Raw genomic sequence first — 6,294 nt, 5'->3', positions numbered from 1 at the left:
CTCAGAGATGATGAGGTCGATAGGTCCGAGGTGGAAGCGTGGCGACACGTGGAGCTGACGGATACTAATCGGTCGAGGACTTAACCAAGCGATGCAGGACCTTCGTTATCAGTTTTGAAGGTGCAACCTTCAACAAGTGAAAAAGGTCCGGTGACGATGGCGAAGAGGTCACACCCGTTCCCATCCCGAACACGGCCGTTAAGCTCTTCAGCGCCGATGGTAATGGGGGGGCGACCCCCTGTGAGAGTAGGACGTTGCCGGGCCTTTGCCTTACATATTCCATGACATTCCGCAGTAGCTCAGTGGTAGAGCAATCGGCTGTTAACCGATGGGTCGCTGGTTCGAATCCGGCCTGCGGAGCCATGTTGGAGAGCTGTCCGAGTGGTCGAAGGAGCACGATTGGAAATCGTGTAGGCGGCGAAAGCCGTCTCGAGGGTTCGAATCCCTCGCTCTCCGCCACTACATACGAATCCAACAAGCCCTTATATATCAACGGTTTCCGGTTACGGAAGCCGTTTTAATTTTTCCATTTTTAGGCAATAGTAGACACGATTTTTTCGTGAAGAATCGTGTTGACTAAATCGTGTGGAGGTGTGGTTAAAATTGGAAGGACGGCGCTCCAACATGTTGTCTGAAGACGAGCTAAAATATGATGGAACATGGCGCCAAAGTGACATCCATCAATACGCGCCTTCGTGCTGTGCGTGCCTTCTTCAATTTCTTGGAGAATAAGGGTAAAATCCCGCAAAATCCAATGAAAGATGTTAAACTGCTCAATGCGAAACGCAACCCCATTCAAACTTTTTCGCAAGAACAGATTCAAGCCTTGCTCAACGCTGTTGATTTGAAAACATTTACTGGGGTGAGGGACTATACGATCATCCTATTCCTGTTGGAAACAGGCGTCCGCTTGAAAGAATTGTGCGCGATCGACGTGAATGACGTTGAATTGGAGTCCGGGCAAGTTCTAGTGCGCGATCCGAAAAACCAATTGGAGCGCTATGTGCCCATTGGAAAGAAAATGCGGGATCAGTTGCGGAAGTACTTGAAAATCCGGGGCTATTTAGAGACAGACGCCCTCTTTGTCACCGTAAATAACACCCGAATCTCGCGGGGACAGGTAGAAAAACGCCTCGCCCAGCTTGGCAAAAAGGCTGGCATTAAGGGCGTTCGATGCAGTCCGCACACGTTCCGCCATACGTTCGCCAAAATGAGCATTTTAAACGACGCGGGCGTCTATGAATTACAAGCCATTCTCGGTCATCAGTCGATGGAAATGGTGCGTGTTTACGTCAACTTATTCAGCCCGGAAGTCAAAGGAATGCACAAAAAGTTCTCACCTGTCGAAAAACTTTTGTGTTAGACGGGAGTCCCGCTTATTTTTAGGACTTGAGTTATGGTTTATACCATTGTATAATAAAGGATGTATAAAGAGAACACTATATGCGAACACTTACAAAAACAATATTATAAACAAAGGAGGAATAGCAAATGACATCTGGTGTAAATTCTAACACACACCCTATTACTGGGGCAGAGTTTAGATCCATTTTCAAGAAAATCTATACGACCATGCCTCCCGAGGAAATGGAAGCCAAGTCCTTTAATCGGTCCCAAGCGAAGTCTAACTTTCCTTACATTTCATTCAAACAATCCGAAGCCGTTAAATTAACGTATGCCTTAAAAGTCATGGACAGGAAAAATGCCGTAGCCGCCATTTTTGATGCAGAAGGGCGTCCGGAAGTTGAAGCTATTTCGTCCGCCAACCGTCGCTTAAAAGGAATGGTTGACAAAGGATACCTCAACTTTTTCAAGTTCGGAAAACCCGCTTCCCATTGGTACGTTTTGACGGAACAATCGTTTCAATACCTAAGGCGGCGCCCGTATAATACGGAATTTTCAAATCGTCACATGGTTAGACTTAACGCTGTCAATCAAAGATTTACCGCATTGTGCGATAAATACAGGAAAAACCATATTATCGACTGGGAGACCGAACCTGTTGTATCTTCGCTCAACAATCATAAGATTGAATGGCGTCCTACGGCTGTGGCTGTTGTTTGGGAGGACAAAACCAAAACCAAAGCCGTAGAAGCGCACATTTACGAAACTTTAAAAAGTACTTTTGTAGAAGATCAACTGCTTGAAATTGAACGGTTACAAGAAAAATACGCGAACACGAATGTATGGAGATATTTTCCTGTCACTCCTGACGTTGTACTCGTCAATACGGACAACTCCGAGGAATTGAAACTCATCGAGAATAAAGAAGTCGTCGCGTCTCAATCAGAGATAGAGAAATGGCTCGGTCTGTGAGATTTGTGAAAAGGAAGCGTGAATAAAAAGGGGATTAAAAATTCCCAACCATCGCCCCGTCGCACCAGCCAAGTGATGACCGGTGAGACGGGGCGGTTTTGGCTGGGAGGAGGCTGGTTCACCCTGCAAAACCGATCGGTTCCCGCGGGGGATGCCGAGATTTTCAGTCTTGGAACAGCTCTTTAACCATGAACTGCGGCAGATTGAAGCAACTCGCCAAAATGCCTTCATTCACATATTTGGCCTCTTTATCCCACTTTTTATCGAGTTCTATCGGCTCATGCTTTTTGGAACCTAAGGTGAAGCTCCAGAGGCCTCCCGGATAGGTGGGAACAACGGCGGTATATACCTTGGTGATGGGAAAGAGGCTCCGGATTCGCTCATAAGTCTGCTTGAGAACCGGCATGTGGAAAATCGGCGACTGGCTTTGGCAGACCATGAGGCCGTCCGGTTTCAGCGCCCTGTAAATATCTTGATAGAACGCCAGGCTGAATAACTGTTCTGCCGGACCAATGGGATCCGATGAGTCGACGATGATCACGTCGTATGTATTTTCATGGTTTTTTACAAACTGAGTGCCATCGTTAAAAATAAAGTTGACTCGCGGGTCGCTGAGGTTTCCGGAAACAGCCTGAAGATGTTTTTTGCAAAGTTTCACAACGAGCTGATCGATTTCCACCATATCAATGCGTTCCACGTTCGGATATTTGGTCACTTCTCTTGCGGCGCCGCAATCCCCACCGCCGATGATCAGCACATTTTTCGGATCGGGATGAGTGAGCAAGGGAATATGGGTAATCATTTCGTTATAGATAAATCCGTCCATCGAGGTCGTCTGGACCACGCCGTCCAGAACCAGGGTCGGGCCAAAGTCATAGGTATCTAAGATCATGACGTGTTGGTAGGGGGATTGCTCCGAGTGAATCACCTTTTTTGCCCGATAGCTGAGTTTGAGATTTTCTTTTTCATCTTCCGTTAACCAGAGTTCCCCGTTCACCTCTTTGATCCATTTAGGCATGCTGGACATTTTTTCGTTCCCTCCATTTTGCGTTTTCTATCTGATGCGGTTAGATATTTGGTTCTACCACAATGTAGACAACATGACCCCGCCATTATCTTACCATGTGATCACAGTGAAGCATTTATGATTTTAATGGTATATCCGTTCAGAAACCCGTCGCGTTTTTCGTACTGAACGACGAGAAGCGATGTGGCGGGTTCATCCGCTTCCGTTTTTGCTGGTGAGCCATTTAGGAAAGGGGGATAGGACAACCTTTTGAAGGCGGCAAGACAAAAGGATCGATTCATCCCGCTGATGAGCCCGAGGAGATGCACGCTCATGTTCCGTGTTGCCGTTTTTGACCGTCCCCGGCGGGGTATCAATTGTTTTGTTCGGTGAAGGCGAAAAAAGGCCTCCAAGAGACATATTACCAAATTTCCGCATGGCGGTCTTGTGCCGGCGCCGGCAAGTCGGCCAATGCATGTTCTTTGTCGAGGGCTTTGAAAATGTGTAAAACTGTAACCGCTCGTCAAAATCAACCTCACGTTGTCATTCAGACGCCGGCGGCATGCGTCCTATATAATCATGTCTCCACCTATACTCCGCTCACGGAGAACGGTGCAAAAGCCACGGACCCTTGCCGGTTCGTGCGCGGTTTTATGGTGCGAGCCGGAGAACCGCAGAAAACGGTCGATTCATCATTGTCTGAGAATCATTTCTATGCAGTGACGGGCATGGGAGGATGGGGCGACAAAATCGGCACTCACTCGAGAGTACTCAATGGAAGGAGGCCTCTTTCCTGGTTACGCAGCCGGGCCAAAAAACGCGGAGACATCCATCACACCTTTAACAGATAAAACCGTCATCCCATAAAAACCAAAATAAAAGGAAAACAAATTAGGGGGTTGCAAACCGCAAAAAGAGATTGTATACTATTTCTTGCGTGTTACGGATGACACAAAATCCTAATACATAACCGATCGAAAAGCGAATCCATCGAAACTGTCGATAGACGAAAGTTTTCAGATGGTGAAAGCTGAAGCAACATCTTAAAACATATCAGGGGCAATCAGCCTGCAGGCACGAAATCTGTGCCGCTTCCGCTTTTGAAAAATGGCCCCTTGGTCAAGTGGTTAAGACACCGCCCTTTCACGGCGGTAACACGGGTTCGAATCCCGTAGGGGTCACCATTCTTTCTTTCAACATTATTTTAAATTTCCTCTTGAAAAATACAGAGCAATCAGGTATAATATTCAATGTCTTTGTTGCGGAGGATTAGCTCAGCTGGGAGAGCATCTGCCTTACAAGCAGAGGGTCGGCGGTTCGATCCCGTCATCCTCCACCACTTCCATCTGCTGAGTGGTGTTTCCCGTCAACGCGAAGTGAAGCAATGAGCGACACTTTCGCCGAGACGCTGCGAGTGGTTCCGATACATCCGGTTTCGGAGCGAGGCTCGCGGAGGAAGGGACAACGGCAGTAAGCAGTTTTTATCGTCGCGGGGTGGAGCAGTGGCAGCTCGTCGGGCTCATAACCCGAAGGTCGCGGGTTCGAATCCCGCCCCCGCAACCAAATAAATATCACGGACCCGTGGTGTAGTGGTTAACATGCCTGCCTGTCACGCAGGAGATCGCCGGTTCGAGTCCGGTCGGGTCCGCCAGTGTGGCTCGATAGCTCAGTTGGTAGAGCAGAGGACTGAAAATCCTCGTGTCGGCGGTTCGATTCCGTCTCGAGCCACCATTTTATAACTGCCGGCCTAGCTCAATCGGTAGAGCAACTGACTTGTAATCAGTAGGTTGGGGGTTCAAGTCCTCTGGCCGGCACCAGATGCGTTTCCCGACTGATTGTGGAGGGATAGCGAAGTGGCTAAACGCGGCGGACTGTAAATCCGCTCCCTCTGGGTTCGGAGGTTCGAATCCTCCTCCCTCCACCACTTAGGGGCATAGTTTAACGGTAGAACGGAGGTCTCCAAAACCTCTAGTGTGGGTTCGATTCCTACTGCCCCTGCCATTTATCGTGGCGGTTGTGGCGAAGTGGTTAACGCATCGGATTGTGGCTCCGACATGCATGGGTTCGATTCCCATCAACCGCCCCATACATATTCTTTTTGGCCCATAGCCAAGCGGTAAGGCAGCGGACTTTGGATCCGCGAGCGCTGGTTCGAATCCAGCTGGGCCAGCCAAATGCGGAAGTAGTTCAGTGGTAGAACACCACCTTGCCAAGGTGGGGGTCGCGGGTTCGAGTCCCGTCTTCCGCTCCATCATTGTTCAATCCCGAGGCCAAGGTAATGCGGCGGCATAGCCAAGTGGTAAGGCACGGGTCTGCAAAACCCTTATTCCCCGGTTCGAATCCGGGTGCCGCCTCCAATTATTAGCGTCTCGCCGGGGTGGCGGAATTGGCAGACGCACAGGACTTAAAATCCTGCGGTAGGTAACTACCGTGCCGGTTCGAGTCCGGCCCTCGGCACCAAGATCATCTGTCGGTGGTTGACAAGTCAATCGATGCCAGTGTGGCGGAATTGGCAGACGCGCACGACTCAAAATCGTGTTCCTTTTAGGAGTGTGGGTTCGACTCCCACCACTGGCACCATACATGAAGAATAGAGCTGAGAAAGCTTTTGGGTTAAAGGGATCTCATGAAGATGAGATCCCTTTTTATGTACGCCCGGCATGGGTGCGGTGCTATAGGGTGAAAGTCCTGAACGGGGGCTGGCGAGCGCCTACCGTTAGCTGAAGGCAAGGGTGTCCGCCGTGAGGCGGAATCTGAAGGAAGCCGGAGGCAAACACTCGACCTGAGGGACACGAACCCAATTTGAGGCTGTCACAGTCGGATGAGTCTGCATAACAAGATGAAGTCCTAAGCCGCCAAGGGCTGTGGCGGTATATTGGGCAGGTACATGAGTGGAAAGTCCGCACTCTTATCCGGGGAGGCCTGTACGATACGCCTTCTAAGGATGGCAACCAAAATCGAGAGGTTTTGCT

3 protein-coding genes, 16 tRNA genes and 2 rRNA genes are annotated in these 6,294 nt (G+C 49.4%); 20 read left to right on the top strand and 1 reads right to left on the bottom strand.

Going from position 1 to position 6,294, the window contains the following annotated elements:
* The 6 genes from CCB157_RS15480 to CCB157_RS15455 form a co-directional block, all read left to right on the top strand.
* Positions 1-88: ribosomal RNA gene (locus CCB157_RS15480) — 23S ribosomal RNA — on the top strand; the annotation flags it as partial.
* 58 nt (positions 89-146) lie between these two features.
* A 5S ribosomal RNA gene (gene rrf, locus CCB157_RS15475) occupies positions 147-263 on the top strand.
* A gap of 25 nt (positions 264-288) precedes the next feature.
* Positions 289-363: transfer RNA gene (locus CCB157_RS15470), tRNA-Asn, on the top strand.
* Positions 364-367: 4 nt separating this feature from the next.
* Positions 368-459: transfer RNA gene (locus tag CCB157_RS15465), tRNA-Ser, on the top strand.
* Between the two features lie 190 nt (positions 460-649).
* Entirely contained in the window at positions 650-1,363 is a 714-nt protein-coding gene (locus CCB157_RS15460) for a tyrosine-type recombinase/integrase (protein WP_077616751.1), read from the top strand.
* A gap of 128 nt (positions 1,364-1,491) precedes the next feature.
* Entirely contained in the window at positions 1,492-2,316 is an 825-nt protein-coding gene (locus tag CCB157_RS15455) for a hypothetical protein (protein ID WP_077616750.1), read from the top strand.
* Between the two features lie 163 nt (positions 2,317-2,479).
* On the opposite strand, the gene speE is transcribed toward CCB157_RS15455, so the two are convergent.
* The gene (gene speE / locus CCB157_RS15450; RefSeq protein ID WP_077616749.1) at positions 2,480-3,343 is read right to left on the bottom strand and encodes a polyamine aminopropyltransferase; all 864 of its coding nucleotides are present in this window, start codon (positions 3,341-3,343) and stop codon (positions 2,480-2,482) included.
* A gap of 1,088 nt (positions 3,344-4,431) precedes the next feature.
* Between speE and CCB157_RS15445 the strand changes: the two genes are divergently transcribed.
* From CCB157_RS15445 to CCB157_RS15380, 14 genes are all read left to right on the top strand, one after another.
* Positions 4,432-4,506: transfer RNA gene (locus CCB157_RS15445), tRNA-Glu, on the top strand.
* 79 nt (positions 4,507-4,585) lie between these two features.
* Positions 4,586-4,661 (top strand) — tRNA-Val (locus CCB157_RS15440).
* Between the two features lie 149 nt (positions 4,662-4,810).
* Positions 4,811-4,885: transfer RNA gene (locus CCB157_RS15435), tRNA-Met, on the top strand.
* Positions 4,886-4,897: 12 nt separating this feature from the next.
* Positions 4,898-4,973, top strand: a tRNA-Asp gene (locus CCB157_RS15430).
* 4 nt (positions 4,974-4,977) lie between these two features.
* Positions 4,978-5,053, top strand: a tRNA-Phe gene (locus CCB157_RS15425).
* A 10-nt stretch (positions 5,054-5,063) separates the two neighbouring features.
* Positions 5,064-5,139: transfer RNA gene (locus CCB157_RS15420), tRNA-Thr, on the top strand.
* A 22-nt stretch (positions 5,140-5,161) separates the two neighbouring features.
* Positions 5,162-5,246, top strand: a tRNA-Tyr gene (locus CCB157_RS15415).
* Positions 5,247-5,249: 3 nt separating this feature from the next.
* Positions 5,250-5,323 (top strand) — tRNA-Trp (locus CCB157_RS15410).
* 9 nt (positions 5,324-5,332) lie between these two features.
* Positions 5,333-5,408: transfer RNA gene (locus CCB157_RS15405), tRNA-His, on the top strand.
* Positions 5,409-5,421: 13 nt separating this feature from the next.
* Positions 5,422-5,495, top strand: a tRNA-Gln gene (locus CCB157_RS15400).
* Between the two features lie 3 nt (positions 5,496-5,498).
* Positions 5,499-5,573, top strand: a tRNA-Gly gene (locus CCB157_RS15395).
* Positions 5,574-5,604: 31 nt separating this feature from the next.
* Positions 5,605-5,679 (top strand) — tRNA-Cys (locus CCB157_RS15390).
* Positions 5,680-5,693: 14 nt separating this feature from the next.
* A tRNA-Leu gene (locus CCB157_RS15385) sits at positions 5,694-5,782 on the top strand.
* Positions 5,783-5,816: 34 nt separating this feature from the next.
* Positions 5,817-5,902: transfer RNA gene (locus tag CCB157_RS15380), tRNA-Leu, on the top strand.
* The last annotated feature ends 392 nt before the right edge of the window (positions 5,903-6,294 follow it).

The sequence above is a fragment of the Caenibacillus caldisaponilyticus genome (assembly GCF_002003465.1).
Classification (GTDB): domain Bacteria; phylum Bacillota; class Bacilli; order Bacillales; family Sporolactobacillaceae; genus Caenibacillus; species Caenibacillus caldisaponilyticus.
Note: the sequence above shows the minus strand (reverse complement) of the source record. Positions and strands in the feature narration are given on the sequence as shown.